The sequence below is a fragment of the Knoellia sp. AC549 genome (assembly GCF_979258975.1).
In genome coordinates, this window is record NZ_OZ409890.1 from 2901683 (window position 1) to 2926019 (window position 24337).

The 24337-nt window shown below is 71.5% G+C and carries 24 protein-coding genes; 14 read left to right on the top strand and 10 right to left on the bottom strand.

Annotated features, from left to right (window positions below; genetic code table 11):
* The first annotated feature begins 37 nt into the window (after nt 1-37).
* Together ACZZ98_RS14110 and ACZZ98_RS14115 are read left to right on the top strand one after the other, a co-directional pair.
* A complete protein-coding gene (locus ACZZ98_RS14110) occupies nt 38-829 on the top strand; it encodes an electron transfer flavoprotein subunit beta/FixA family protein (protein WP_463516838.1) in 792 nt (263 codons plus the stop codon).
* Nucleotides 830-842: 13 nt separating this feature from the next.
* Nucleotides 843-1799 carry an electron transfer flavoprotein subunit alpha/FixB family protein gene (locus ACZZ98_RS14115; RefSeq protein ID WP_463516839.1) on the top strand — a complete coding sequence of 319 codons (957 nt, stop codon included), beginning with the start codon at nt 843-845 and terminating at the stop codon, nt 1797-1799.
* Nucleotides 1800-1906: 107 nt separating this feature from the next.
* Here ACZZ98_RS14115 and ACZZ98_RS14120 read toward each other — a convergent pair whose 3' ends face one another.
* Nucleotides 1907-2371 carry a group II truncated hemoglobin gene (locus ACZZ98_RS14120; protein WP_463516840.1) on the bottom strand — a complete coding sequence of 155 codons (465 nt, stop codon included), beginning with the start codon at nt 2369-2371 and terminating at the stop codon, nt 1907-1909.
* Nucleotides 2372-2510: 139 nt separating this feature from the next.
* Here ACZZ98_RS14120 and ACZZ98_RS14125 point away from each other — a divergent pair, with 139 nt between their 5' ends.
* Together ACZZ98_RS14125 and mnmA are read left to right on the top strand one after the other, a co-directional pair.
* The gene (locus ACZZ98_RS14125; protein ID WP_463517785.1) at nt 2511-3671 is read left to right on the top strand and encodes a cysteine desulfurase family protein; all 1161 of its coding nucleotides are present in this window, start codon (nt 2511-2513) and stop codon (nt 3669-3671) included.
* Nucleotides 3671-4786 carry a tRNA 2-thiouridine(34) synthase MnmA gene (gene mnmA / locus ACZZ98_RS14130; protein WP_463516841.1) on the top strand — a complete coding sequence of 372 codons (1116 nt, stop codon included), beginning with the start codon at nt 3671-3673 and terminating at the stop codon, nt 4784-4786. The genes ACZZ98_RS14125 and mnmA overlap by 1 nt, the downstream gene beginning before the upstream one ends.
* Nucleotides 4787-4841: 55 nt before the next feature.
* On the opposite strand, the gene pdxR is transcribed toward mnmA, so the two are convergent.
* On the bottom strand, nt 4842-6314 hold the full coding sequence (pdxR, locus tag ACZZ98_RS14135) for a MocR-like pyridoxine biosynthesis transcription factor PdxR (protein ID WP_463516842.1): 1473 nt from the start codon (nt 6312-6314) through the stop codon (nt 4842-4844).
* Between the two features lie 77 nt (nt 6315-6391).
* Between pdxR and ACZZ98_RS14140 the strand changes: the two genes are divergently transcribed.
* The 3 genes from ACZZ98_RS14140 to ACZZ98_RS14150 are packed head-to-tail and all read left to right on the top strand — an operon-like array spanning nt 6392 to nt 9056.
* A complete protein-coding gene (locus ACZZ98_RS14140) occupies nt 6392-7033 on the top strand; it encodes a pyridoxamine 5'-phosphate oxidase family protein (protein ID WP_463516843.1) in 642 nt (213 codons plus the stop codon).
* Nucleotides 7030-8043, top strand: coding sequence for a uroporphyrinogen decarboxylase/cobalamine-independent methonine synthase family protein (locus ACZZ98_RS14145; protein WP_463516844.1), 1014 nt, complete (start codon nt 7030-7032; stop codon nt 8041-8043). The genes ACZZ98_RS14140 and ACZZ98_RS14145 overlap by 4 nt, the downstream gene beginning before the upstream one ends.
* Entirely contained in the window at nt 8043-9056 is a 1014-nt protein-coding gene (locus tag ACZZ98_RS14150) for a DMT family transporter (RefSeq protein WP_463516845.1), read from the top strand. The genes ACZZ98_RS14145 and ACZZ98_RS14150 overlap by 1 nt, the downstream gene beginning before the upstream one ends.
* A gap of 104 nt (nt 9057-9160) precedes the next feature.
* Here the strand turns inward: ACZZ98_RS14150 and ACZZ98_RS14155 are convergent, their stop codons facing one another.
* Nucleotides 9161-10672 (bottom strand): long-chain-fatty-acid--CoA ligase, encoded by a 1512-nt coding sequence (locus ACZZ98_RS14155; protein WP_463516846.1) that lies wholly within the window; start codon nt 10670-10672, stop codon nt 9161-9163.
* A gap of 178 nt (nt 10673-10850) precedes the next feature.
* On the opposite strand from ACZZ98_RS14155, the gene ACZZ98_RS14160 reads away from it, so the two are divergent.
* The 3 genes from ACZZ98_RS14160 to ACZZ98_RS14170 are packed head-to-tail and all read left to right on the top strand — an operon-like array spanning nt 10851 to nt 14513.
* Entirely contained in the window at nt 10851-12746 is a 1896-nt protein-coding gene (locus ACZZ98_RS14160) for a glycosyltransferase (protein WP_463516847.1), read from the top strand.
* The gene (locus tag ACZZ98_RS14165; protein WP_463516848.1) at nt 12721-14058 is read left to right on the top strand and encodes a nucleotide disphospho-sugar-binding domain-containing protein; all 1338 of its coding nucleotides are present in this window, start codon (nt 12721-12723) and stop codon (nt 14056-14058) included. Before ACZZ98_RS14160 ends, ACZZ98_RS14165 begins: the two co-directional genes overlap by 26 nt.
* Nucleotides 14055-14513, top strand: a complete 459-nt coding sequence (locus ACZZ98_RS14170) for a mycothiol transferase (protein ID WP_463516849.1) — start codon at nt 14055-14057, stop codon at nt 14511-14513. The genes ACZZ98_RS14165 and ACZZ98_RS14170 overlap by 4 nt, the downstream gene beginning before the upstream one ends.
* 11 nt (nt 14514-14524) lie before the next feature.
* Here the strand turns inward: ACZZ98_RS14170 and ACZZ98_RS14175 are convergent, their stop codons facing one another.
* On the bottom strand, nt 14525-16570 hold the full coding sequence (locus ACZZ98_RS14175) for an ABC transporter permease (protein WP_463516850.1): 2046 nt from the start codon (nt 16568-16570) through the stop codon (nt 14525-14527).
* Complete coding sequence (locus tag ACZZ98_RS14180) at nt 16567-17445, bottom strand: ABC transporter ATP-binding protein (RefSeq protein WP_463516851.1); 879 nt, start codon at nt 17443-17445, stop codon at nt 16567-16569. Before ACZZ98_RS14180 ends, ACZZ98_RS14175 begins: the two co-directional genes overlap by 4 nt.
* Nucleotides 17446-17608: 163 nt before the next feature.
* On the opposite strand from ACZZ98_RS14180, the gene ligA reads away from it, so the two are divergent.
* On the top strand, nt 17609-19783 hold the full coding sequence (gene ligA / locus ACZZ98_RS14185) for an NAD-dependent DNA ligase LigA (RefSeq protein ID WP_463516852.1): 2175 nt from the start codon (nt 17609-17611) through the stop codon (nt 19781-19783).
* A complete protein-coding gene (locus tag ACZZ98_RS14190) occupies nt 19780-20127 on the top strand; it encodes a hypothetical protein (protein ID WP_463516853.1) in 348 nt (115 codons plus the stop codon). The genes ligA and ACZZ98_RS14190 overlap by 4 nt, the downstream gene beginning before the upstream one ends.
* Nucleotides 20128-20159: 32 nt before the next feature.
* Here the strand turns inward: ACZZ98_RS14190 and ACZZ98_RS14195 are convergent, their stop codons facing one another.
* Together ACZZ98_RS14195 and ACZZ98_RS14200 are read right to left on the bottom strand one after the other, a co-directional pair.
* The gene (locus tag ACZZ98_RS14195; RefSeq protein ID WP_463516854.1) at nt 20160-21182 is read right to left on the bottom strand and encodes a hypothetical protein; all 1023 of its coding nucleotides are present in this window, start codon (nt 21180-21182) and stop codon (nt 20160-20162) included.
* Nucleotides 21179-21484, bottom strand: a complete 306-nt coding sequence (locus ACZZ98_RS14200) for a hypothetical protein (RefSeq protein ID WP_463516855.1) — start codon at nt 21482-21484, stop codon at nt 21179-21181. The genes ACZZ98_RS14195 and ACZZ98_RS14200 overlap by 4 nt, the downstream gene beginning before the upstream one ends.
* 113 nt (nt 21485-21597) lie before the next feature.
* Between ACZZ98_RS14200 and ACZZ98_RS14205 the strand changes: the two genes are divergently transcribed.
* Complete coding sequence (locus ACZZ98_RS14205) at nt 21598-21966, top strand: hypothetical protein (RefSeq protein ID WP_463516856.1); 369 nt, start codon at nt 21598-21600, stop codon at nt 21964-21966.
* A 21-nt stretch (nt 21967-21987) separates the two neighbouring features.
* Here the strand turns inward: ACZZ98_RS14205 and ACZZ98_RS14210 are convergent, their stop codons facing one another.
* Together ACZZ98_RS14210 and ACZZ98_RS14215 are read right to left on the bottom strand one after the other, a co-directional pair.
* A complete protein-coding gene (locus ACZZ98_RS14210; protein WP_463516857.1) occupies nt 21988-22392 on the bottom strand; it encodes a hypothetical protein in 405 nt (134 codons plus the stop codon).
* Nucleotides 22389-22829: a hypothetical protein gene (locus ACZZ98_RS14215; protein ID WP_463516858.1), complete on the bottom strand. Its 441-nt coding sequence runs from the start codon at nt 22827-22829 to the stop codon at nt 22389-22391. The genes ACZZ98_RS14210 and ACZZ98_RS14215 overlap by 4 nt, the downstream gene beginning before the upstream one ends.
* 97 nt (nt 22830-22926) lie before the next feature.
* Here ACZZ98_RS14215 and ACZZ98_RS14220 point away from each other — a divergent pair, with 97 nt between their 5' ends.
* Nucleotides 22927-23640 carry a transporter substrate-binding domain-containing protein gene (locus ACZZ98_RS14220; protein WP_463516859.1) on the top strand — a complete coding sequence of 238 codons (714 nt, stop codon included), beginning with the start codon at nt 22927-22929 and terminating at the stop codon, nt 23638-23640.
* Here the strand turns inward: ACZZ98_RS14220 and ACZZ98_RS14225 are convergent.
* Entirely contained in the window at nt 23634-24293 is a 660-nt protein-coding gene (locus ACZZ98_RS14225) for a GntR family transcriptional regulator (RefSeq protein ID WP_463516860.1), read from the bottom strand. The two genes, ACZZ98_RS14220 and ACZZ98_RS14225, sit on opposite strands and share 7 nt — an antisense overlap.
* Nucleotides 24294-24337: the final 44 nt, after the last annotated feature.

Here is a 24337-nt window from a genome sequence, read left to right on the forward strand (position 1 = left end):
CCCACCGGAGTCACCCAGAGATGAGGACGAGGCACGCATGAACATCGTCGTCTGCGTCAAGTACGTGCCTGACGCACAGTCCGACCGCACGTTCCACGAGGCCGACAGCACCACTGACCGCGAGGGCGTCGAAGGTCTCCTGTCGGAGATCGACGAGTACGCCGTCGAGGAGGCGCTCAAGCTCGCCGAGGCTGGCGAGGGCCAGGTCACTGTCGTCACCGTCGGTCCCGCGCAGGCCCTCGACGCGATCAAGAAGGCTCTGCAGATGGGCGCCGACAAGGCCGTCCACGTCAGTGACGAGGCGATCCACGGGTCCGACGCCGCCGCCACCTCGCTCATCCTGGCCGAGGCGATCCGGAAGGCCTCTGGTGGGGACAACCCCGACCTCGTGCTCATGGGCATGTCGTCGACGGACGGTGTCATGGGCGTCGTGCCGGCGATGGTCGCCGAGCGACTCGGCCTCCCGCAGGTCACCTACGCCTCCGAGCTCACCCTCGAGGACGGGTCCGTGACGATCCGCCGCGACGGTGACGCCGCGTCCGAGACGATCACGTCGTCGCTGCCGGCGCTGGTGTCGGTCACCGACCAGATCAACGAGCCGCGCTACCCATCCTTCAAGGGGATCATGGCCGCGAAGAAGAAGCCGGTCGACACGTGGACGCTCGAGGACCTCGGGCTCGACGCCGGCCGGGTCGGTCTCGATGCCGCGTGGACCAGGGTGACCTCGTTCGCCAAGCGCCCGCCGCGTGAGCAGGGCCAGCTCGTCACCGACGAGGGCGACGGCGGCACCAAGCTCGCCGAGTTCCTGTCCGCGCAGAAGTTCCTCTGAGGAGATACCAGACATGGCTGAAGTTCTCGTCCTCGTCGACCACGTCGGCGGCAAGATCCGCAAGGCGACCGCCGAGCTGCTGACCATCGCCCGCCGGCTCGGTGAGCCGTCCGCGGTCTACATCGGCCCCGGCGCCGAGACCGCCCAGGTCACCCTCGCCAAGTACGGCGCGCACAAGGTCTACGTCTACGACGCCCCCGACGCCCTCGAGTACCTCGTCGCCCCGCAGGCCGAGATCCTCGCCGCGGTCGTCGAGAAGACTTCTCCGCTCGCCGTGCTCATCCCGAGCAACGCCTCCGGCAAGGAGATCGCGGCCCGCCTCGCGATCCGCACCGAGTCGGGCGTCATCACCGACGCCGTCGACGTCACCGCTGGTGGCGAGGGCGTCGAGACGACCCAGTCGGTCTTCGCCGGGTCCTACACGGTGACGTCGACCATCACCCAGGGCACCGCCATCGTCGCGGTCAAGCCCAACTCGGTCGCCATCGAGCCGGCGCCCGCCGCGGGCACCCTGGAGAAGGTCGAGGTCACCCTCTCCGACGCCGCCAAGGCCGCCAGGATCACGGAGTCCAAGCCCAAGGAGGCGACCGGTCGCCCGGAGCTCACCGAGGCCAAGATCGTCGTCTCCGGCGGTCGCGGCACCGCGGGTGACTTCGGTCCGGTCGAGGAGTTCGCCGACTCCCTCGGTGCTGCCGTCGGTGCCTCGCGCGCCGCCGTCGACGCCGGCTGGTACCCGCACAGCAACCAGGTCGGCCAGACCGGCAAGGCAGTCTCGCCGCAGCTCTATGTCGCGGCCGGCATCTCGGGTGCGATCCAGCACCGGGCCGGCATGCAGACGTCCAAGACGATCATCGCGATCAACAAGGACGAGGAGGCGCCGATCTTCGAGCTCGTCGACTTCGGCGTCGTCGGTGACCTGTTCACCGTCCTGCCGCAGGCGACCGAGGCCGTCAAGAAGGCCAAGGCCTGACGCGCCGCACGCCTCCTGCGCATCAGCCGCGCCACGGTCTCACCCCGCGAACCTCTGGTTCGCGGGGTGAGCTCTTGCCAGGGCCGATCGAGCGCATCCACCGCAGGTCAACCGCGGTAGGGCGGGGCCTCCCCCCAGCCCCAGCGCGGTGCCGGGAGGTTCTCGGGTGGGTCGGCGCCGGCGGCGGAGTTGGCCAGCGCGATCCGGGTTCCCCACTCGACGTAGGCCACGAAGGCCGAGCGGAACTCCGGGTCGTCGGGCAGGCCGGCCTCGTCGGCGCTCGCCGCGATGAGACCGGCCCACCGGGCACGTTGCTCCTCGCTGATGGCCAGGCCGACGTGGTGACGCAGCATGGCGGGGTAGCCGCCGAGGTGGTCGGTGTAGTCGGGCGGTCCACCGAAGACCTCGCCGAGCCACCGCGCCACGTGCTCCCGGTGGCCGGGGCTCATGTGCCGGAACACCGGCTCGAGGACCGGGTCGGCGAGCACCCGGTCGTAGAAGACCTGGGTGAGCCGCAGCAGGGCGGCGTGGCCGCCACACCAGTCATAGAGCGTCGGCGTCGTCTCCGCCATCGTGCCTCCTGTCAAGCTGCTGACAGCGTAGTGGCGGTGTGCGCCCCGTGAGGTCGTCGCTCCTGCGGCGGTGGGCTCCACGTCGCGAACGTAGAATCGGCTGGTGAGCGCGTACCTGGACCATGCGGCGACGACCCCCATGCGGGCGTCGGCTCGCGCTGCGTGGGTTGAGCAGAGCGAGCGCGGCGGCAACGCCTCCTCGCTGCACACCTCCGGTCGCGCCTCCCGTGCCGTCGTCGAGGAGTCGCGCGAGGAGATCGCCGGTGCCCTCGGTGCCCGACCGTCGGAGGTCGTCTTCACGTCCGGTGGCACCGAGGCGGACAACCTGGCCATCAAGGGCACGTATGCCGCCCGCGTGCGTTCCGTGGGCGCCCGCCGGCTCGTGGTGGGCGGGATCGAGCACCACGCCGTCCTCGACCCGGTGGAGCACCTCGTCAAGCACCACGACGCAGAGGTCACCTGGCTGGAGCCGGACCGCTGCGGGCACATCTCGGTCGAGGACCTGCGCAGCGCGCTCGCTGCTGCGGGTGGAGCCAGCGACTCGCTCGACGTGGCGGTCGCCAGCGTCATGTGGGCCAACAACGAGGTCGGGACGGTGCAGCCCGTGGCCGAGCTGGCCGCCGCCGCCCGCGAGGCCGGCGTGCCGTTCCACACCGACGCCGTGCAGGCGGTCGGGCAGCTTCCCGTCGACTTCGCCGCGAGCGGCGCCGACCTCATGACCGTCTCTGCCCACAAGGTCGGGGGACCGGTCGGTGTCGGTGCGCTGCTCGCCCGGCGCGATGCCCGGCTCGTGCCGCTCGCCCACGGAGGTGGCCAGGAGCGGCAGGTGCGGTCGGGCACTCTCGACGCAGCCGGCATACGCGCGTTCGCGGTTGCCCTCACGGAGGCGGTCGCCGAACGTGACGTCGCGGCCAAGCGCCTCACCGAGCTGCGGGACCGCCTCATCGGTGGTGCGGTCGGGCTCGGGCTCGGCATCAGCGTGAGCGGGTGCTGGACCGAGGGCGATGCCACCGACCGGCTGCCCGGCAACGCCCACCTGCTCGTCCCGGGCTGCGAGGGCGACTCCCTGCTCTACCTCCTCGACGCCGCCGGCGTGGAGTGCTCGACCGGGTCGGCGTGCCAGGCCGGTGTGCCGCAGCCGAGCCACGTGCTGCTCGCCATGGGCTATCCGGAGGCGGAGGCCCGCGGAGCACTGCGCCTCTCGCTCGGGCACACCTCGACCGACGCCGACATCGACGCCTTCCTCGCGGCGCTGCCCGCCGTCGTCGAGCGGGCCCGACGTGCCAGCGGGGCGGCCTGATGCGTGTCGTGGCCGCCATGAGCGGCGGTGTGGACTCGGCCGTCGCCGCCGCGCGGATGCTCGACGCCGGGCACGAGGTGGTCGGTGTGCACCTCGCTCTGTCTCGTTCGGCTGCGACGCTGCGGGAGTCCGCCCGTGGGTGCTGCACCATCGAGGACGCCGGGGACGCTCGGCGCGTGGCCGACCGGCTCGGCATCCCCTTCTACGTCTGGGACATGGCAGAGCGGTTCCAGCGCGACGTCATGGACGACTTCGTGGCCGAGTACCAGGCGGGCCGCACTCCCAACCCGTGCCTGCGCTGCAACGAGTCGATCAAGTTCGCGGCGCTGCTCGACCGTGCGGTGGCGCTGGGGTTCGACGCCGTGGCGACGGGGCACTACGCGCAGATCGTCGAGCGGCCGGCCGGGGACGGCGTGGTGCGGCGCGAGCTCCACCGTGCCGTCGACGCGGCCAAGGACCAGTCCTACGTCCTGGGGGTGCTGGACGACGAGCAGCTGGCGCGTGCCTTCTTCCCGCTCGGTGACACGACCAAGCCGCAGATCCGTGAGGAGGCGGCGGCGCGCGGCTTCTCGGTGGCCAAGAAGCCCGACTCCTACGACATCTGCTTCATCCCCGACGGTGACACCCGGGGCTGGCTGACCAGGCAGCTCGGCGAGCAGCCCGGCGAGATGGTCGACGCGTCCAGCGGTGCGGTGGTGGGCACCCACCGGGGCGCCTACGGCTTCACCGTCGGTCAGCGACGCGGTCTCGGTCTGGAGCGCTCCTCGCTGGACGCCGAGCCACGCTACGTCGTGGGCGTCGACGCTCCGACCAACCGGGTGCTCATCGGGACCCAGGACCTGCTGGGGGTCGACCTCATCGCAGCCGACCACGCTCGCTGGTGCGGGGACGCTCCGGTCGGTGAGGTCCGGGTGGGGGCCCAGGTGAGAGCGCACGGTGACGAGGTGCCGGGGTGGGCGCGCGTCGACACCGCCGACCCGCAGGTCGTCCACGTGCGGCTCGACGAGCGCATCCGTGGGGTCGCTCCGGGTCAGTCGGTCGTCCTCTACGAGGGCACCCGCGTCGTGGGCTCGGCCACGATCGCCGCGACGTCACATGCCCTGGCCGCAAGGTGAGCCCGAACCACCGCGCTGGTCTCGAGACGACCAGGTCGTGATGGTCTGACCACGCTCACTGGTGCTCTGGCGAGGGAGTGGTCGTCACCACGCCGTCAGGTAGTCCGCGAGCAAGGGCACGCACCGCCGCGTCGGCAAGGGACTCAGGCAGGCCGGCATACCCGATCACGAGTCCGCGGCGCACCGACTCCACGCAGTAGGCCGAGAGCGGGTTGACCGCCACACCGTGGCGCAGCAGCGTCATCGCGACCTCGTGGTCGTCGACGTCGTCCGGCAGGAGCAGGACGAGGTGGAGGCCGGCGTCGACCCCGCTCAGGCGGTGGTCGGGCAGATGCCGGGCCAGGGCAGCGACGAGCCGAGCACGGCGGGCGGCATACGTCCGCGCAGCCCGCGCGTGGTGCGCGGCAAGTGAGCCGTTGGCGATGAACTCGGCCACCGCCTCTCCGGTCATCTCGTTGACGAGCAGGCTGCGCCGCTCGAGCTCGACCCGGATGGACTCGCGCAGATGGGTCGGTGGCGCCAGCCACGACACGCGCAGCGTGGGCACGAGGATCTTGGAGGCCGTGCCGATGTAGAGGACGTGGTCGTCGGCGCCCTCGAGCGAGCGCAGCGCCGGCAGGGGCGAGACGTCGTAGCGGAACTCGCCGTCGTAGTCGTCCTCGAGGACGAGCGCGTTCGAGGCCCTGGCCCACTCGAGGAGCGCAGTGCGCCGGGCAACGGGCATGCGGGCGCCCAGTGGGTACTGGTGCGACGGGGTGACGTAGACGGCCGCGTCACCACGTCTGAGCATTGACGGGTCGAGTCCGTCGTCATCGACCGGCAGCGGCCGGATGCGGGATCCGGTGTCGGAGAACGCTGTCCACGCCTCGGCGTATCCGGGGTCCTCGACCGCGACGGTGCGACCGACGAGGCCCAGGGCGGCCGGAAGGGCCTGGAGGGTGGCGCTGACCCCCGGCGTGATGAGCAGGTCGTCCGGGGCGACGGCGATGCCCCGGCTGCGCCGGATGTGGTCGGCCAGCACCTCGCGCAGCCGGGTGTGGTGGGGGCCGTGGCTGATGTCGGTCGTGGGCGGACGGGACGCGGCCTGGCGCCAGGCCCGTCGCCACGCGGCCTGGTCGAGGAAGCCCACGTCGGGTCGGCCCGGCCGCAGGTCGAACCGCGTCTCGCGTCGCGCCGGCCGCGACCGCGAGGTGGGGACGGGGTCGGTGGAGCACGGGTCCATGGGCTCGACCGACGAGGTGGCGCCGGCCCGGGCGGCCCGGTCGGCCTGGGCCGCGACGGCAGCACCCGAGCCTGGCCGGGTCTCGATGAAGCCGGCCGCCGCGAGCTCGTCGTATGCCGCGACCACCGGTCCCCGGGACACCTCCAGCTCCGCTGCCAGCACCCTCGTCGAGGGCAGCGGGTCGCCCGGGCGCAGCCGCCCCTCGCGCAGCTCGGCCACGACCGCGTCGGCGATCCGGTGACGCAGCGGCCGGTCGGACGCCTCGAGACGGAGAGGAAGGCTGGCGGTGCGGGCGGACCGGGGCATCCCGCAAGAATACTGGTCCTGTGCCTTCCGCGATACTGGTTCTGGAGGGTGGTCCAGTTGTCGCCCAGCATGGAGCCATGTCCCAGCTCACCCTGCACCGGCACCGCGAACGCGGCAGCACCGAGCGGCTCGCGCTCGACGCGATCCTCGACGACGTCCTCGCGGGCACCCTCAGCACCGTCGTCGACGGCGAGCCGTGGGTCGTGCCGATGCTCTTCGCGCGTCAGGGCGACCGCATCCTGCTGCACGGCTCCACCGGCGCCGGCGCCCTGCGCCACGTCGCCGCAGGCGCGCCGGCCGCACTCGCCGTCATCGCCGTCGACGCGCTCGTCGTCGGCCACACCACGTTCGACTCCTCGGCGAACTACCGCTCCGCCGTCGTCTACGGCAACCTCACCCCGCTGAGCGACGGCGACCGCACCACCGCCCTCGACGCGGTGTCCGAGCGCCTCATCCCCGGACGAACCGGCGAGGTCCGGCCGATGACCCGCCAGGAGGTGGCCAAGACCTCGGTCATGGCGCTGCCGATCGAGGAGGGACGCTTCATGACCAAGGTCCGGACCGGGACGGCCAGCGCACCGGACGAGCCGACCGACGCGTGGCACGGTGTCGTGGAGCTGCGCACGGTGGCGCTGGAGCCCGAGTCCGCGCCGACGTCCACCACCTCCGAGGTGCCGCGTTCGGTGCGTGACTTCGCGAGTGCGAGGGTTCTCGCGTGACCCATGCTTCTGGAGTGGGCTCCTGGCCCGGCGAGTCGTCGCGCGAGGCCGTCGTCACGGTCCGCGACCTGCTCGTGGGAGCGGGCGGCCTGCCTGACGGACACGGCTTGCCCTATCTCCCCGAGCTGCCCTCCCGTGGGCCGGGATCCGATCTCATCGGCCGGTCCGCTGCCCTGCTCGCGGACCTCTCGGTGGACCTCCAGCCCTCTGGTTGGCGGTTCACCGACCGCCCGGGGCGGGACAGCGCCCGCGCCCGCGCGTTCCTGCGCCAGGATCTCGACGAGCTCGCCGAGGCCTACGACGCGTATGCCGGGCCGCTCAAGATCCAGGTCGCCGGACCGTGGACGCTCGGCGCGTCCATCGAGCTGAACCGCGGGGAGCGCTCGCTCACCGACGAGGGCGCCCGCCGGGACCTCGTCGGCTCGCTGGCCGAGGGGGTGCGCAGGCACGTCGCCGACGTGCAGCGGCTCGTGCCCGGAGCGGTCGTCACGGTCCAGCTCGACGAGCCCTCCGTCGTGTCGGTCCTGCGCGGCGAGCTGCCGACGGCGTCGGGCTACGGACGCGTCCGTGCGGTCGAACGCACGGAGGTGGCACGCGGCATACAGGAGGTTCGTGACGCGCACGACGGTGACGTCGTCCTGCACTCGTGCCACCCGGACGCTCCGGTGGAGATCCTCGGCGCCACCGGGGTCACCGCCCTCGCGCTCGACCTCACCGAGTCCTCGGCGCAGCGGTGGGAGGCCATCGCGGCGGCCGTCGAGTCCGGCACCCGGCTCTGGGCCGGTGTCGTGCCGACGAGCGCCGTCACCTCGTCGGCCGACGCCGTCCGGGCAGCGGTGGCGCGCGTCGTCGACGGGTTCGGACGGGTCGGCCTGCCACTGGCATCGCTCGCCGACGTCACCGTCACCCCGACGTGCGGACTGCCCTCGCTCACACCTCGGGGGGCCGTGGACGTTCAACGCGTGGCGGTGGCTGTCGCCGGTGAGCTGACCGAGAAGGAGCACGACTGATGTCACCCCCACCCAGGGTCCCGTGGCAGGCGAAGTACCTCGCGCTGGCGCTCATCTGGGGGTCCAGCTTCCTGCTCATGAAGATCGGGCTGGAGTCGCTGCACCCGGTGCAGATCGCCACCCTGCGCCTGGTCGCGGGCACCGCCACCATCCTCGTCCTGCTCTGGGGGCGCGGCGGCTCGCTGCCGACCGAGCGCCGCACCTGGGCCCACCTCGTCGTCACGGGGGTGTTCCTCGGCGCGTTGCCGTTCACGCTCTTCGCGCTGTCCGAGACCCGGATCAGCTCGGCGCTGGCCGGGATCGGCAATGCGTCGACGCCCATCGCCACCGTGCTGATGACGATGCTCATGATGCCGGGGACCCGCACGAGCCGACCCAAGCTCGCCGCCGTCCTCGTCGGGTTCCTCGGGGTGATCACGATCATGCAGCCGTGGAACGATGCCCGCCCCGACCTCGTCGGCTTCGCGATGGCGCTCGCCGGCGGTGCCAGCTATGGCGTGGGCTGGACCTACAACCGGCGCTTCCTCGCCGGGGCCGACCTGGGCGGGCTGAGCCAGCCGGCCGCGACCCTGCTCATGGGGACCGTCGTCATGCTTCCCCTCGCGCTGGTCTGGGGGCTCGCCCAGGACGCCGGCGTGTCCTCGCTCTGGGCCTACGACACGGCGCGGCTCGGGACCTCCGGTCTGGACGCCGGGCACACCGGTGGAGGCTGGATGTGGCTGCCCCTGGTGTGCGTCCTGCTCCTGGGCGCGGTCGGGACCGGCGCGGCATACATCCTGCTGTTCGACGTCGTTCGCGCCGCGGGCGCCGTCGTGGGCTCGACGATCACCTACCTCATCCCGGTCGTCTCCGTGCTCCTCGGGGTCGCCCTGCTCGGGGAGTCGCTCGGGTTCTGGGAGCTGGCCGGGTTCGTGATCGTGCTCGCCGCAGCCGGGGTGATCAACGCCCCGGAGCGGACGCCCCGCGCCGAGGAGGCAGAGGCCCCGGCCGCGTCGGCTGCGCCCCGCGCCTGAGGGAGCTGCCGCGACCGGGTGTCGGGGATCCGGGACCATCCCGCGGGCGGTGACCCCGGATCCCCGACACCGGGCGAGGTGCAGCGGCAGGCCGTGATCCGGGGTCAGGCCGTGGTCGGAGCCTTGACGTCTCGGCGCAGGATCTTGCCCGTCGGCCCCTTGGGCAGCTCGTCGAGGAACCACACCTGGCGGGGGTACTTGTAGGCCGCGATGCGCTCCTTGGTGAACTCGATGATGTCCTCCGCCGTGGCGCTCGAACCCTCGCGGAGCGTCACCCCGGCACCCACCTGCTCACCGAGCAGCTCGTCGGGCACGGCCACGACCGCGACCTCGAGGACGTCGGGGTGCTGGTAGATGACCTCCTCGACCTCGCGCGGGTAGACGTTCATCCCACCGCGCAGGATCATGTCCTTCTTGCGGTCCACGATGGTGAAGTAGCCCTCGTCGTCCTGGGTGGCCAGGTCGCCGGTGCGGAACCAGCCGTCCGGGATCGCCTCGGCCGTCGCGTCGGGGTTGTCCCAGTAGCCCTTCATGACGTTGTCGCCCCGGATGGCGATCTCGCCGACCTCGCCGTGCTCGACCTCCTGGCCGTCGAGGTCGATGACCCGCATCTCGCAGCCGGGGATGGCCAGGCCGATGGTGCCGGGCTTGCGCTCGCGCCCGGGCAGGTTGAACGACGCCACTGGAGAGGTCTCGGACAGGCCGTAGCCCTCGAGGATGACGCAGCCGAACTTCTCCTCGAACGCCTTCATCACCTCGAGCGGCATCGCCGAGCCGCCCGAGGCGCAGGTCCGCAGCGACGACGCGTCGAGGCTGTCGGCATCGGGGTGGTTGAGGATCGCGGCATACATCGTGGGCACGCCCTGCATGACGGTGACCCTCTCGTCACCGATGACCTTGATCGCGGCGGCCGGGTCGAACCGGGGGATGAGCGCGAGGGAGGCGCCGACCCGCACGGCCGCGTTGAGGCCGACGACGAGACCGAAGACGTGGAAGAGGGGCAGGCACCCCATGATCACGTCGTCCTCGCTGAGCTCCTGGATCACCTCGGCGCAGCGCATGGCGTTGAGGCTCACGTTGTCGTGGGTGAGCTCGGCGCCCTTGGGTCGACCGGTCGTCCCCGAGGTGTAGAGGATGATCGCGGTGTCGTCGCCCTCGCGCTCGGTGGGCTCGGCAATGGCTTCTCCGCCCTCGAGGGCACCCTCGACCGGACCCATCGGTCCGCACTCGATGACTCTCGTGCCCGAGCTCGCCGCGCCCTTGGTCGCCTCGTCGACGAAGTCCGGCCACACGAAGGCGATCTTGGCACCGGAGTTGGTGAAGAAGAAGTCGATCTCGCCGGACTTGAGGAGCGGGTTCATCGGGACGACGACGCCGCCCGCGAGGAGCGTGGCGAAGAAGGCGACCGGGAAGGCCGGGACGTTGGGCAGGATGAGCGCGACGCGGTCACCCGGCTCGATCCCGTTGGCGCGCAACGCTCCTGCGAGCTGGGCGGCCATGCCGTGCAGCTGTTGGTAGCTGATGTCCTGCCCGTTGATCTTGAGGGCTGGCCGGTCCGGCATCTCGCTCGCCGTGCGGACAAGTGGTGCTGCGAGGTTGGCGTCTGCGCTGCCCATGGTGTGGCTCCTTTGCCGTGACGGGTTCGTCGCCATTGTGTCTGCTCGAGCGGGCCCGTGGGGCGGCACGGGTGAGACCCGTCCGTGCTGCTCGGGCCGCCGTCGCGACGCCCCGGCCACCGAGATGGGCCCGATCGTTTGTAGAAGGTTTGTCCAAGGCATGGCCTACCATGCCAAGGTGACGGACATTCTGGCCAGGCCGAACGTGGGGATGCTCGACGCGGTCCGGACCGCGCCCTCCCTCCTCGCGGCGATCGAGTTCATCGACCCCCTCGTGGAGTCCGTGCGGGAGGACGGCGACGCTGCACGGGGCGCCCTGCGTGACGCCATCGACGACGAGACCGACCAGCTGACGGCGATCGCGGCGGTGCACGCCGCCGCCGCCGGGGGCCCGGCCATGGTGCGGGCGCTCGTGGTGCCGCTGCTGACCGCCCGCGTGCCCTTCCTCAAGGAGCACGCTGCCTGGGCGCTGCGCACGTCTGCGCCGCTGGCCGAGGCGGTGGCGCCGTTGCGGGCAGCGATGGAGGAGGGCGGCTTCGTCGGGATGCTCGCCGAGGCAACGCTCGAGGCCTGGGGCGTCCTCGAACCCGAGGCCGACGACCAGGCTCCGCCTCGTCAGGTGCGTCCTTCCGAGTCCGGCCGGGACGGCCTGACTGTCGCCCAGCTGTTCCTCCACGCCGACATCGACGGGAGCCTGCGCAACGCCGGCAAGGGAGACACCGGCGGGATCGCGACCCTCCTCGTCCACCTCGGCGATGCCCTCGTCGCCGAGCCCGAGGTCTCGCGCGTGCTGACCTTCTCGCGCAGCCACCACGAGGGGGAACGCCGGCCCGACCAGTCCGCGGCCCCCGGCCACCACTACCTCGGCGTCCCCCTCCCCGGCCCGGCGCGGCCGTCCGCCGACACGTGGCCGCTGCGGGTCGGCATCCGGCGCGGGCTCCGACGGGCGCTCGTCGCGGCAGCACCGGTCGACGTCCTCCACCTGCGGATGGCGGACGTGGGGTCGTGGGCGGCGTCCGAGGTGGCGAAGGAGCTGGGCATCCCCACCGTGCTCACGCTGGCTCCGGACCCGCACGCGCTCATCGCTGCGCGCGAGGCCTCCGGCACCCTGACCCGGGCCACCTTCGGCGCGGCGGACCAGGTGGAGCACCTGCTCTTCCGGGTCCGGCTCCTGCGCGACCTCGCGGACCAGGCGGCCCACCTCGTCGCCTTCCCCCGCCCACGGCTGGACCACGACCTGCGAGAGCTCCTCCACCTCGACCCGGACGCGGGCGACCGCTCCCTCACGGTGGTCCCCGAGGGCATCGACCTCGCCCCGCTCGACCGGGCGGCCGTCGAGGTGGCGGACGCCGCCCGGGGCGTGGCCGTCCCGGTCGCCACGGCGGACGCGCTCGCGGAGCTGGACGCGCTGCTCGCGACCCTCCCGCCGGGACGCCGGCACCTGCCACTGGTGATCACCGTCGGGCGGCTGCACCGCGTCAAGGGCATGGCCACGCTCGTGGAGGCGTGGGCCTCGGATGCCGCGTTCGACCAGGGCTGCAACCTGCTCGTCGTCGGCGGCGACCTCGACGACCCGAACGCCGACGAGGCGGAGCAGCTGACCCGCATCTGTGCGTCGGTCGCCCGAGCCGGTGCCGCCGACCGGGGCCTGCTGCTGGCCGGTCACCGTCCGAACGGGGTGGTCGCCACGTGGCTGGCGGCGGTCCGTCTGGGGCGCCCCGGGCTCAGTGCACCAGGTGGGATCTACGTCTCCGCCAGCCTCAAGGAGGAGTTCGGCATCGCGATCCTCGAGGCGATGGCCTCGGGCCTCGTCGTCGTCACCCCGCGAGAGGGAGGGCCGGCGACCTATGTCGAGCAGGGGGTGACCGGCCTGCTCGTCGACACCACCTCACCGACCGCCCTCGCAGCCGCGGTGGTCTCCGCGCTCGAGCTGGCTGCCGCTCCCGACGCCGCAGCGCGTGCCGACCACGTCCGGGCCAGGGTGGCGCGGGAGTTCGGTGTCGGCACCATGGCTGCGTCCCTCGCCACGATCTACTCGGAGGTCTCCCGTGACGCTGCTCGTCATCAGTCCTGACTACGCCTCCCACCTGCTGCCCCTCGCGACGCTCGCCACGGCCTGGGCCGACGCCGGCGAGCGGGTCGTCGTCGCCACCGGCCCTGCGACCGATGCGATCGTGCGCAGGTTCGGCTTCGAACGGGAGCACCTCCAGCTCGGCCGCGGGTCCAACCCCGGGGTCATCCGTGCCGAGGACCAGCCGCGCGGGGAGGACGACGCGCTGCGCGGCTTCTTCGAGGCCACCCGCCTCGGAGCGGTCCCGACGCTCGCGTTCCAGGCATCGGCCCGTGGAGCCGACCTGCTCTGGGAGCCGCTGCGCGTCGCCCGCGAGGTGGATCGCCTCGTGGAACGCGTGCGACCCGACCACGTCATCGTCGACCACCTCGCCTTCAGCGCTCGCCTGGGCCTGACCGGCGCGGGGGTGCGGCACGCCGACGTCGTCCTGGGTCACCCGTCCGCGCTGACCGTGGGCGACGAGGTCTACGGCCACCCGCCGGCGTGGCCCCGGCGCCTCCAGCCGACTCGCTCCTCCCTCGTCGACCTCCGGCGCCAGTGCGAGGACGTGCGCGACGTGTTCACCCAGGAGTGGAACGCGGCGCTCGCGGCCCTCGATCCGTCCGCTCCGGCGAGTGACGACGCCTTCGCCGAGACGGGGGACCTCCTGCTCCTCAACTACCCCGGCGAGCTCCACCCGCCCGAGCGGACGGCGCTGCTGGGCCGGCACGCCTTCCTCGGCTCCGCCGTCCGCAGCGACGAGCCGGACGCGGAGGTGGACGCCTGGCTGGCGCGCGACAACGGGCCGGTCGTCTATGTCAGCCTCGGCAGCTTCCTGTCGGTGCGCTCCGACGTGCTGGGACGCATCGCCGAGGCCCTGCGAGGTCTGGACGTCCGCGTCGCGCTGGCCAGCGGGTCCACTCCGCTTGGGGCTCTGGGCCCGGTCCCGCCGTCATGGCTGGTCCGGGCGGCGCTCCCGCAGCCGACGCTGCTGACGCACGCCGCGCTGGCCGTGTCGCACGGAGGCAACAACAGCGTCACCGAGGCGTTGACCGCGGGCGTCCCGCTCCTGCTCCTGCCGATGTCCACCGACCAGTTCGCCGGCGCCGCCTCGCTCGAGAGGGCCGGGCTGGGCGAGGCACTCGACCCGAACTCGGCCACTCCCGAGGAGCTGCGAGCCGCAGCCGAGCGACTGCTCTCACCCGACCCCGACACGGCAGCCCTCCTCGCCCGGCTGTCCGGGGACCTCACCCGCACTCCGGGTGCGCAGCGTGCCCGGACGGCGCTGCTCGCCGATGACGACGATGCTGCGGTGCTCATACAATCCCGTGCGTGATCAGCATCGACGAGTACCTCACCTTCTGCGACCGGGCTCTGGACGGGTATGCCGCGTGCGTGCGTGAGCTGGGCGAAGCCCACGTCAACAGCTCGCTTCCCGGCATCGAGGGGTCCAACTCGGCGTTCGCCCTCGTGGCGCACGTCGTCGGCGTCATGGGCCGGTGGGGTCGCACGGTGAACCGGGGGATCGTCGTGCCTCGCGACCGGGACGCGGAGTTCACGGCCACCGGGACCGTCGACGAGGCCCTGGCCCTGCTCGACCTCGGCCGTGCGCGGCTGCACGAGGACGCCCGCGCGGCAGAGCCGGCCGCAGCGCCTCGGAACCCGCCCACGGACCGGGACCGGACGGCATACGCGACCCAGGGAGCCGTCCTCGCGCACGTCTACGAGGAGCTCTCGCAGCACCTCGGGCAGCTCGAGGTCACCCGCGACGTCCTGGTGGCGGCTCGCTGACCGACGCCACCTCATTCGTCGCGCATGTCCCGGATGGGGTTGCGGCGGATGTTGCGCAGCAGCGGGGGAGTGATCGCCACCAGCGCCATCGCGAGGATCCCGGCGAGGATCGTCCAGAAGAGCAGAGAGGGCGTGCCGTAGAAGTGGAAGGCTGCGTCCCCGTCGAAGACCCCGTAGGCCAGCTGGGCGGCATTCGTGGCCCGACGGGTGAACAGCGTCTCGACGACCAGGACGATCGCAGCTGCCAGCACTCCCGCGAAGAGGGCGATGCGCACCGCGACCCAGAGCGAGTAGAGGAGGTAGACCTTGATGATGTCGGAGCGCTTGGCCCCGATGGCGCGGAAGACGGCGGTCTCGCGACGGGAGTCGGCGATGACCCGGCCCATCATCGCCCAGATGATGATGGTGGCCACGCCGAACAACGCGCCCAGCACACTGATGAGGAACGGGCGCGCCTCACGGCCGATGTCGTCGACCACGAGGTAGCTCGTGCCGTAGGTGCTCACCGAGAAGGCCTTGCCGCAGTCGCCGTAGTACCCGCCGCCGAGGAAGCCTCCGCCGCCGTCGTCGCACGAGTAGGTGGAGATGAACCTCTTCGCGGCCTCGACGGTGGGGAGCGACGCGATGAACGAGGCCTCAGGGCCAATCGGTCCCCACATCATCATCGACTCCGGCGTGGCTGCCGGCTTCTGGGAGAGCAGCTCGTCGTGGCGCAGCTCCGTCGGGACCGACTGCAGCAGGCCCGACGGGATGATGGAGCCGTAGCCGTAGCTGGTGCCGACGACCGAGGAGACGAGGGACTCGAGGCCCCCGCTGCCGGACTGCTGCGTCGGCAGGACACCGACGACCTGGAAGGTCAGCAGCTCCGCCTTCGGCGTCTCCACGGTCGAGGTCTGGGCATCGAAGGCACGCCGGTTCTCGTCCCTGACCTTGTCCTGCTCGCTGCGGGTGTCCGACGCCACGGTGACTGCTCCGCAGGGCTTGGTGGGTAGTGCCAGCACGAGCTCGGGCTCGCCCGGACCGGGGGTGCCACCGGTGGCCTCGGGGCCGGGCTCCGTGCCGGCGTTCGTGCCCGCCTTCGTCCTGGCTGCGCTTGCCGCGGCAGCCTGTCGGGCCTCGTCGACCCGGTCGCGCTCGGCCTGGTTGCGGTAGCAGGCGGTGAAGGTCACGCCGTTGGCCCGGTCGCGCACGTCGCGGTACCAGGCCACCTGGCCGGCGCTGTCCTTCGGTCGCTTGGCCAGGCCCAGCCCCTTGCCTAGGGTGGTGACGACGTCGTCGACCGGGACGAGGACGGGGATGCCCTTGGGCGTGGACCGCGCCGCGTTCGGCTCGGCGATGAACGCCTTGACCAACGCGTCGTCCATGACCGTGAACGCGGACGTCGCGATGCTGGAGTCCGGGCCCCCGTTCTCGGAGCCGGACTGCGGGTCGCCCTCCTTGCCCGTTGCGTCGGCGGTGAGGTCCTCGCGCCCGTCCTTGAGGTAGGTCAGGCCGAGGTGCTGCAGGGGGCGCGGCTCGTAGGTGTCGGTGGCACCGGACGCCTTGGCTTCGGCGGCGAACTTCTCCGGCGTGGCCTGCGACGTCTCACGGAACTTCGCGAAGGCCGCGGCCTCGCGGCGCTTCCATGCCACGGACTCGAGGTTGGCGACCCTGCGCTGGTCCACCGGGATGCTGGGGTCGCCGAAGGTGTCGTCGATGACCGGCTCAGCCTCGGTCGCGGGGTCGTAGTCGGTGATGCCGTACCTCTTCGCGGCCGCCTTGCGTTCCTCGATGTAGACCGCGTGCAGCGCCTCGACCTCCTTGCGGACCTGAGGGTCGGCCGGGTTCGGGTAGAGGTCGGGGGAGTTCAGCACGGGCGTGCCCTGGACGAGGTAGCGCCCGCCGAGGTTCTGCTCGGCGAACCGGTCGATGCTGGCGGACGTGCCGTCGAAGAGCAGCACACCGCCCCCGATGAGCCCGAAGAGCAGCCCGGACACGATCGTCGTGATGAGCAGCCGGATCCGCTTGGACCGGACCTTGGTGCGGGCCAGGGTGAGGGAGTCGCGCAGGCCGATCATGCGACGACCTCCTCGGCGACGATGTGGCCGTCACTGAGCCGGATGGTCCGGTCCGCCCTCCGGGCGAGGTCGTCGTCGTGGGTGACGATGACGATGGTCGTGCCGAACTCGTCGCGGATGCGTTCGAACAGCTCGATGATCGAGGCGCCCGTGGCGCTGTCGAGGTTGCCCGTGGGCTCGTCGGCGAGGAGGACGAGCGGCTGGTTGAGCAACGCCCGCGCGATGGCGGCGCGCTGCATCTGGCCGCCCGACATCTCCCGGGGCAGGTGACCCGAACGGTCCGAGAGGCCGACCTCCTCGATGAGGCTGAGAGCCTGTGCGCGGCGCTGCTTGCGCGGAGTGCGGGCGAACATGCCGGGAACCTCGGTGTTGGTCGCGAGGCGGAGGAAGGGCTGGAGATAGAAGAACTGGAACACGAAGCCGATGGTGCGGTTGCGGAAGCGCGACAGCTTGGCGTCGCCGAGCCGCCCGATGTCGACACCGTCCACCATGACGGTGCCGCCGCTGGGCTTGTCGAGCCCGCCGATGATCTGGAGGAGGGTGCTCTTGCCGCTGCCGCTCGCCCCGGTGAGGGCGACGAACTCGCCGCGGTCGATCTCGAGCGACACTCCACCGAGGGCAGCCACGCGCTGGCGGCCCATCTTGTAGGTCTTGCGCAGGTCGGCCACCGTGATGATGTGGTCGCCGGAGCGCTCGCGGCGCGGACGGGGTGGCAGCACTGGGAGGCGCACGACGGGCTCCGGCCCTCCGTGGCGACGCAGTGCCGCGACAGCGGCGTCGACATCGCCGTCGAAGGACGCCAGGAGATCGGCGACGAGCCTGCCGACGTCGTGCGTGTCGGTGGTGTGGGCAACCCGGATCGAGTCGTCGGTCATGGCAGTTCCCCCTGCAGTGATCGAGTGGTGGACGCACTCTGGCACATACCCGGTATGCCGGGTGGCACCTCGGGCGGGACACGCCCTGCAGGCCTTCGGTCACCGGACGTCGAGCCACCGCGCCAGCGGTCCTGATGTCGGTGTCGTGCGGCAGGATGAGCGGGTGAGCGAGAACGACGTGGAGTCCGAGGTCGACAGCGCCCCCACCACCGATGGCGAGCCTGCCGCCGACGTCCCCGACGAGGTCCGGCACGAGTGGACCGACCTCGCCGACCAGGCGAGCGCCCACCAGTTCGCCTACCACGTCAAGGACTCGCCGACCATCAGCGACGGTGAGTACGACACGCTGATGAAGCGCCTCAACGCCCTCGAGGACGAGTACCCGTCGCTGCGCACGCCGGACAGCCCCACCCAGAGCGTGGGCGGCGCGATCTTCTCGACCGACTTCGACTCCGTCGACCACCTCGAGCGGATGCTCAGCCTCGACAACGCGTTCTCGCCCGAGGAGATGCTCGAGTGGTCGGCGCGGGTCACCCGCGACGCCGGATCTGGCTTCCACTACCTGTGCGAGCTCAAGATCGACGGGCTCGCGATCAACCTCCTCTACGAGAAGGGCAGGCTGGTGCGCGCCCTGACCCGCGGGGACGGCCGCACCGGCGAGGACGTGACGCTCAACGTGCGGACGGTGAGCGGCATACCGAGCAGGCTCAAGGGGACCACGGAGCATCCGGTGCCCGACCTCGTCGAGGTGCGCGGCGAGGTCTACTTCCCGATCGAGGCGTTCGGCGAGCTCAACGCGCAGCTCGTCGAGGCGGGCAAGCCGCCCTATGCCAACCCGCGCAACACCGCGGCGGGGTCGTTGCGGCAGAAGGACCCTCGCGTCACGGCCAGCCGTGAGCTGCGGATGCTCGTCCACGGTCTCGGCAAGCGCGAGGGCTTCGCCCTCACGACGCAGAGCGAGGCGTATGCCGCGTTGGAGGCCTGGGGTCTGCCCGTCTCGAGCCACTACCGCGTCGTCGACACCATCGAGGAGGTCAACGAGTTCATCGTCTCCACGGGCGAGCACCGCCACGACGTCGAGCACGAGATCGACGGTGTCGTCGTCAAGGTCGACGAGATCTCGGTGCAGCGACAGCTCGGGTCCACATCGAGGGCGCCACGGTGGGCGATCGCCTACAAGTACCCGCCCGAGGAGGTCAACACCGTCCTCCTCGACATCCAGGTCAACGTCGGTCGCACGGGCCGGGTCACCCCGTTCGGCGTGATGGAGCCCGTCGTCGTCGCCGGCTCGACGGTGGAGCGGGCCACCCTGCACAACGCCACCGAGGTCGTCCGCAAGGGCATCCTCATCGGCGACACGGTCGTCCTGCGCAAGGCCGGTGACGTCATCCCCGAGATCCTCGGACCCGTTGTCGACCTGCGCGACGGCAGCGAGCGAGCCTTCGTCATGCCGACGCGCTGCCCGTCCTGCGACACGCCGCTCGCGGCGGCCAGGGAGGGGGACAAGGACATCCGTTGCCCCAATGCACGCTCCTGCCCGTCGCAGCTGCGCGAGCGGCTGTCAGGACTCGCGGGTCGTGGCGCGTTCGACATCGAGGCGCTGGGGTGGGAGGGCTCGGTCGCGCTGCTCGAGTCGGGGGTGCTGACCGACGAGTCCACGCTGTTCGGTCTCACCGACGCCGACATCGCCAAGGTCCCGCTCTACACCCGTGCGGCCAAGAAGACCGACCCGCCGGAGTCGGTCATCGGGGGTCGTGTGCTGTCGGCCAACGGAGCCAAGCTCGTCGCCAACCTCGAGTCCGCCAAGGCCAAGCCACTGTGGCGCGTGCTCGTCGGGCTGTCGATCCGGCACGTGGGGCCGACGGCGGCGAGGGCCCTGGCCCAGCACTTCGGGTCGATGGACGCCATCCGGGCGGCCAGCGTCGAGGAGCTCTCCGGTGTCGAGGGCGTCGGCGGCATCATCGCCGAGTCGGTGCGTGACTGGTTCGACCGCGACGGCAACGAGTGGCACGTCGCCATCGTCGACCAGTGGGCTGCCGACGGCGTGCGGATGGAGGACGAGCGTGACGCCTCGGTCGAGCAGACGCTCGAGGGGCTCACCGTCGTCGTCACCGGGTCGATGGAGGGCTTCAGCCGCGACGAGGCCAAGGAAGCCATCCTCGCCCGCGGCGGCAAGGCGTCGGGCTCGGTCTCCAAGAAGACCGACTACGTCGTCGTCGGACCCGGAGCGGGCTCCAAGGAGGCCAAGGCCCGCGAGCTCGGACTGACCATCCTCGACGAGGCCGGCTTCGTCACGCTGCTCGAGTCCGGTTCTGCGGAGAGCGCTCCCGACGCATGATCGCGAGCCTGCATCCCGAGCGAGCGATCGCGCTCTCGTCCGGACTGGCTCTCCTGCTGTTCGGGGGAGTCTGGCTGCTCGTGGCCATCCCGGTCGTGCGAGGGGTCGTCACGGGGCTGCGCACGGGGGACTGGTGGAGCCCCTTCGTCAGCAATGCCCGGGGCAGCCACGGACTGCTCGCCAGCTCGCGGTTCTATGCCTCGCACAGAGCGCCCCCGCCGGACCAGCGCACGGGCCGAGGTCTGGCCGGGCGCTGGCTCTTCTGGGCCGTCGTCTTCGTGGGCCTGGGCTACTGGCCGGCAACGCTCGTGGTGAGGCTCGTCCAGCTGCTCCTGGCCGACTGAGACCCAGCTCTCAGGGCGACCTGCGGTCGGGATCAGCGGTGCCCGGCGTGGTCCCTGGACTCCATCTGACGGTCCACAGCGGCGTGGATCGCCTTGGCGGCGTCGTTGAGGTTGTTGGGCGTGCCGTTCTGGAACGCGTCGGCGATCACCTTGGACCACAGGTTGGGGTCCTTCGCCAGGATGTGCGCGTACTGCGGCTTGAGGTTGATCTGACGGATCCAGTCGTTGACGCTCGTCCCGGGGAAGTGGGGGAGGTCGTCGTGAAGGACGTTGCGCCACTTGAGGTTCGGGTGGTTGGGGACGCTGTAGCGGTCACCCAGGAAGCGCGGGATGTCGTTGAGGATGTCCTTGAGCTGGCTGATGAGGGTGTCGAGGTCACGCACCGAGTTCTTGAGGCCCTTGATCTTGGGCAGCACCTCGGCACAGAGCGCGGAGACGCGGGTGGTGGCCTGGTGGATCACGAGCGGCGTCGCCGCGCCGAGAGTGAGGACCAGCTCGGCGACGTAGCTGCAGATGGCGCCGGCGATCTGGGCCAGGGCGTCGCGGATGAGGCCGTGGACGAACCCGACGAGGACGGCACAGCCGTCGAAGCCGAAGGATATCGCGCGCGCCCCCTTCGACATGAGGTCGAGCTTCTGCACCTGCTTGGTGACGTGCTGGCGGTAGGCCTCGACGTTGGGACCGGTCATCCCCTCGAGGCGACTGTCGGCGTCCTGCTGGAAGTCGTCACGCACCGAACCGACCTCGGTCGACACGTTCTGCCACGTGGCGGCGAACGCACCGACAGCCTCCGGGTTGCCGGTCAGCTCGTCGAACCAGGTCTTGATCGGGTCGAGGTGGTCGATGATCCAGCCGATCCCGGCGGCGAAGAGGCTGCCGAGCGGGTCGGAGACGGTGGCATAGACGTCGAACCCGACCGCGACGCTCGAGAGCGCCATGTCGATCCAGTTGTTGCTCTGGATGGCCTCGCAGTAGCTCGCACCCGAGTCGATCAGGCCGGCACCCGAGTGCCAGGACCGCTCACCGGGCTGGACGACCAGGGGGTTGTCGCTCACTGCATCCCCACGTTCTCGACGCTCTGCTTGGCGTTGTCGTCGTCGGCCCTGTACTGGGTGACCGTGTTGTTGAGGCCGACCATGGTCTCCTCCATGTCCATCGACAGGTTGGCGACCGTGGTCTTTGCGACCCCGGCGATGCCCACGGCGAGCAGGGCGAGCGGCTGGTTGATGATCCCGAAGGCGTCCGTGGTCAGGGTGGTCTGGGCGGCGCTGCTCGCGGTGGACAGCCGATCCGTGAACGACCCGACCTTCTTGCTGTGGCCCCCGATGTCGTCCGGGCGGACGTCGTACTGAGTCACCCTGTGCCTCCCCGTCGTAGTCACTGCACGTCTGAACCGACGCAAGATTAACGAGCCGTGCCTCAACGGCGCCATGGGGAGCACTCCCCATGCGACGCGTTAGGGTCGGGGCCATGGTTCGCGAGACTGACATGACCGGCCTCGTGTGGGGCGTCCGTCTGTTCCTCGTCGTGGTGGCTCTCGCCATCTTCGCGATGTTCTTCTTCGTCTTCTGGGTCCTCGTGCGACCCGTCGTCACCGAGTTCTTCCGGGCTCGCACCGCGGGGGACCTGTGGCTTCCGTTCCTCCCCGACGAGCAGGGGAACTACGGTCCGCTCGCCGCGAACCGTTGGTGGAGCGTCTTCCGGGCGACCTCACGCGGCTCCGCGGGCGACCTGGCGTGGCGCTGGGGGGCCTGGGTCCTCACCTCGGTCGGCCTGACCGTCGGCAGCATCGCGGCACTATGGGCCTGGGGCCGCGGAGTGGCCCGCGTCTGGGTCTGACCCTGCGCCCGGCGACTGGGGTCAGCGAGTCTCGTCGGGGCCGAGGACCTCAGCCGGCCGAAACCTCGTCCCCAGCGAGTCGCTGACCAGCTTGGCCTGGTCCGAGTCGTCACCGAAGGTGTCGAGGCTGCTCTGCCTGATCAAGGTCGCGAGCTCGGCCTGTGCCGCGGCGATCGCCTGGAGGATGCGCCCCGTCACGGCGTCGCCACCGTCGGAGCAGGCGCTCGTCGGCACGCGCAGGTCGGTCAGCGCCCCGTTGCCGGAGACCGTGGCGACCACGCCCTCCGCACGACCCTGCGCCGTCAGGGTGTCGACGTGCGCGCGCCAGGCGAAGGCGGCCCTGGCTCTGGCCACGGCCCGGTCGAGGTCGCCCTGGGCGGGGACGTCGCCGCTCAACCCGCCACCGAAGGCGTCGAAGGCGCTCACCACTGACCCCCAGGGTTGGACGTGCCCCGCGTGCCGGTCGTCGGCCCATCGGGGTCAGGTGTCCTGACGTTGGCCCGGATCTCGCCGGTCACGGCGTGGGTCGTCGGCGAGTCCGCACCCCACTGCGCCGTGGTCAGCTCCTTGGTCTGCTGGGCCACGTGCTCCTGCGCAGCATGGACCGCGCTCTGCACGGCGAGCTCGACAACTCGTCCACCCTTGGCGGCGACGGCGTCGGAGACCGAGAGCCCGGTGACGAGACCGTCGAGGTCGACCGTGGCCCGCACCTGACCGTTCTGCGCGGAGCCCGACCCGGTCAGGCTCATGACCTGCGCGCTCCACGCGGCGCTGGTCTCGGCCCGTCGCGCCGCGGCCTCCACCTGTTCCTCATAGCGCCGGTCGTCGGCGTCCCTGCCCCCACGCTGCACTCCGAATGTCATGGCCGCCAGCCTAGCCACGGGCACAGCGAGCCGCCGTCGGACGTCCGGGCGTCGCGCGAGTCCGGTGCCGGGCGCTCGCGGATGAGAGCATCGGGGCGTGACGAGCATCTCTGACCTTGCGCCCACCGGGGTGCTGCGCGCCTCGATCAACCTCGGCAACGCGGTCCTGACCAACGGATCCGCGGACGCCCCGGCGGGCATCACCATCGACATCGCCCACGAGCTCGGCGAACGCCTGGGCGTCCCGGTCGAGCTCGTCCTCTGGGACGCCGCCCGCAAGTCGGTCGACGCGGTGCGTGACGGAGCGGCTGACGTCTGCTTCCTCGCGGTGGACCCGGTCCGTGCCGAGGAGCTCGCCTTCACGGCGCCCTACGTCCTCATCGAGGGCGCGTATGCCGTCCGCGAGAGCTCACCCCTCCGCTCGGCCCACGAGGTGGACCGGGACGGCATACGCATCGGTGTGAAGCTCGGGTCGGCCTACGACCTCCACCTCACCCGCTCGCTCGGATCGGCCGAGCTGGTGAGGGGTTCCGACGGTGTGGATGTCTTCGCCGAGCAGGGTCTGGAGGTCGCGGCCGGGATCGCGCAACCGATCCGGGCCTACGTCGCGGCGAACCCGGGACTGCGCGTGCTGGACGGTGCGTTCATGCAGATCCCGCAGGCCGTTGCCGTGTCGCGCCAGCACGACGCCGCGACGATCGGCTGGGTGGGCGCCGTCGTCGACGAGCTCATCGCGACCGGGTGGGTCGCGAAGGCCCTGGCGCGGCACGGCCACGACCCTGCCCTCGCGGCCACGGCCGGGGCTCACTGACCCAGGCGGTGCACCGCCCGCGCCCCGAGACTCGTGCCGATGTGGGACCGCATGACCTCGGCAGCGGTCTCGGCGTCACGGTGGGCGATCGCGTCGACGAGGGCGCGGTGCTCCTCGGTCTTGTCCTTGGCCCTGTCTCCGCCCTCGTCCTCAGCCGCGGGCCGGTCGTGGGACAGGGCGAAGAGGCGGTAGCGGTCGGACTGGTCCCACAGCTGCTCGAGGGAGGCGACGAGCAGGTCGTTGTGACCGGCGGCGTACACCGCTCGATGGAACCGTCGGTGCGCCCCCAGCTGCTCGAGGGTGGGGCGCCCGGCGAGGGGTTCCAGCCCCTCGAGGGCAGAGCGCATCTGCGCGAGGTCGTCGGTCGTGCGACGCTGCGCGGCCAGGGACGCAGCCAGGGGGTCGAGGGCGAGGCGCAGCTCCAGCAGGTCCCGCGCCTGCTCGGCGCGCAGGTCGGTGACGTGTGCGTCACGGTGCGAGTCGAGGGCGACCAGCCCCTCGGTCATGAGCCGGCGGAGGGCCTCCCGCAGGGGAGTGGTGGAGATCCCGAGGTCGGCGGCGAGCTCGCGCTGCTGGAGGACCTGCCCGGGAGCGAGGTCGCCACAGAGGATGCGGTCGCGCAGCTCGCGATAGGCGAGCTCACTCTTCGTCATGGTTATAACCCTAGTCCAGCATGTGGCGCTCACCCTGCGTGACT

Coding starts and splice junctions, on each gene's coding strand:
- ACZZ98_RS14110 (WP_463516838.1), top strand. CDS start 38: ATGAACATCGTCGTCTGCGTCAAGTACGTGCCTGACGCACAGTCCGAC.
- ACZZ98_RS14115 (WP_463516839.1), top strand. CDS start 843: ATGGCTGAAGTTCTCGTCCTCGTCGACCACGTCGGCGGCAAGATCCGC.
- ACZZ98_RS14120 (WP_463516840.1), bottom strand. CDS start 2,371: ATGGCGGAGACGACGCCGACGCTCTATGACTGGTGTGGCGGCCACGCC.
- ACZZ98_RS14125 (WP_463517785.1), top strand. CDS start 2,511: ATGCGGGCGTCGGCTCGCGCTGCGTGGGTTGAGCAGAGCGAGCGCGGC.
- mnmA (WP_463516841.1), top strand. CDS start 3,671: ATGCGTGTCGTGGCCGCCATGAGCGGCGGTGTGGACTCGGCCGTCGCC.
- pdxR (WP_463516842.1), bottom strand. CDS start 6,314: ATGCCCCGGTCCGCCCGCACCGCCAGCCTTCCTCTCCGTCTCGAGGCG.
- ACZZ98_RS14140 (WP_463516843.1), top strand. CDS start 6,392: ATGTCCCAGCTCACCCTGCACCGGCACCGCGAACGCGGCAGCACCGAG.
- ACZZ98_RS14150 (WP_463516845.1), top strand. CDS start 8,043: ATGTCACCCCCACCCAGGGTCCCGTGGCAGGCGAAGTACCTCGCGCTG.
- ACZZ98_RS14155 (WP_463516846.1), bottom strand. CDS start 10,672: ATGGGCAGCGCAGACGCCAACCTCGCAGCACCACTTGTCCGCACGGCG.
- ACZZ98_RS14175 (WP_463516850.1), bottom strand. CDS start 16,570: ATGATCGGCCTGCGCGACTCCCTCACCCTGGCCCGCACCAAGGTCCGG.
- ACZZ98_RS14180 (WP_463516851.1), bottom strand. CDS start 17,445: ATGACCGACGACTCGATCCGGGTTGCCCACACCACCGACACGCACGAC.
- ACZZ98_RS14190 (WP_463516853.1), top strand. CDS start 19,780: ATGATCGCGAGCCTGCATCCCGAGCGAGCGATCGCGCTCTCGTCCGGA.
- ACZZ98_RS14205 (WP_463516856.1), top strand. CDS start 21,598: ATGGTTCGCGAGACTGACATGACCGGCCTCGTGTGGGGCGTCCGTCTG.
- ACZZ98_RS14215 (WP_463516858.1), bottom strand. CDS start 22,829: ATGACATTCGGAGTGCAGCGTGGGGGCAGGGACGCCGACGACCGGCGC.
- ACZZ98_RS14225 (WP_463516860.1), bottom strand. CDS start 24,293: ATGACGAAGAGTGAGCTCGCCTATCGCGAGCTGCGCGACCGCATCCTC.